This is a genomic window from Arthrobacter sp. 9V (assembly GCF_902506065.1).
In the GTDB taxonomy this organism is placed as follows: Bacteria; Actinomycetota; Actinomycetes; order Actinomycetales; family Micrococcaceae; genus Arthrobacter.
Genome location: NZ_LR732929.1, coordinates 1 through 1285, shown reverse-complemented (window position 1 = coordinate 1285; position 1285 = coordinate 1). Strand labels below are relative to the sequence as shown.

2 protein-coding genes are annotated in these 1285 nt (G+C 70.3%); both read right to left on the bottom strand.

Annotated features, from left to right (window positions below; all coding sequences use genetic code 11):
* On the bottom strand, window positions 1-984 hold a 984-nt coding region (gene nadA / locus BACI9J_RS22420; RefSeq protein WP_159736624.1), incomplete at its 3' end, for a quinolinate synthase NadA.
* 8 nt (window positions 985-992) lie between these two features.
* A partial coding sequence (locus BACI9J_RS22415; protein WP_442858666.1) for an NrtR DNA-binding winged helix domain-containing protein occupies window positions 993-1285 on the bottom strand: 293 nt, incomplete at its 5' end.

Below are 1285 nucleotides of genomic sequence, written 5' to 3'. Positions count from 1 at the left end.
GATCAGGTCGGTACTGCCGGCGTGGTCGGCAGCGTCGACGACGGCCATCGGGCACTCCGGGTGCACGATGACCCGCACACCCGGGTGCTCGCGGCGGGCCTGGTCGATCTGGTCGACCGTGAAGCGACGGTGCACCGAGCAGAAGCCGTGCCAGAGGATGACCTTCGCCGCTTCGAGTTCACTCGTCTCGTTGCCGCCGAGGGGCTTCCGGGGGTTCCACATCGGCATCAGGTCGGTGCTGATGCCCATCGCCTTCGCGGTGTTGCGGCCGAGGTGCTGGTCGGGGAAGAACAGGACGCGCTGCCCGCGCTCGAAGGCCCACTCGAGCACCGTCGCTGCGTTCGACGAGGTGCAGACGATGCCGCCGTTGCGCCCGCAGAAGGCCTTGAGGTCGGCGGCGGAGTTCATGTAGGTGACCGGGATCACGGGCACGCGGCCGTCGGCGTCGGGCTCGGTGCCGTACGCGGCGGTGAGCTCGGCCCACGCGGCCTCGACGCTGTCGATGTCGGCCATGTCCGCCATCGAGCAGCCGGCGGCCAGGTTCGGCAGGATCACGCGCTGGTCGTCGCGCGCCAGGATGTCGGCGGTCTCGGCCATGAAGTGCACGCCGCAGAACACGATCGCCTCGGCGTCGGGCTTGGTCAGGGCGGCGTTCGCGAGCTGGAACGAGTCACCGAGGAAGTCCGCGTGCCGGACGACCTCGTCGCGCTGGTAGAAGTGCCCGAGGACGACGACCCGGTCGCCGAGGGTGGCCTTCGCCCGCTCGATGCGCTCGTGGAGCTCGTCGGTCGGGGCCGTCTTGTACTCGTCGGGCAGGACGCCCTGGCGCGGGGCACTCGTCGGGATGACGTCGGACATCGACGATCCCGGGCCGTACCCGGGGCGGGAGTCGAAGTCCCACGTCGGCATCGCGAGGTCGGGCGTGCAGGTGCTGCCGCCGGCCTTGCCGTTGGAGATGAGCTCGATCGTCGTGGCGATGGACACGGGGTTTCCTATCGGTTCCGCTGCTGGTGCTGATCGGCCCCGGTCTGCAGCGGGCCGTTGTCCGCGTAGGCCAGGTCGGGGTTCGAGCGGTACAGCCGAGCCGGACGGTGCCGGCCCCCGCTCGTGGTCTCGTCGGTCGGCAGGACCGCGTCGGTCTTCTCGACCTGCCGACGGAAGTTCGCGGGGTCGAGTGCTCGGCCGAGCACCGCCTCGTACACGCCGCGGAGTTCGGCGAGGGTGAACCGGTCACCGAGGAACGCCTGCGCGATCCGCGAGTACGACATCTTGTTGCGCAGGCGCC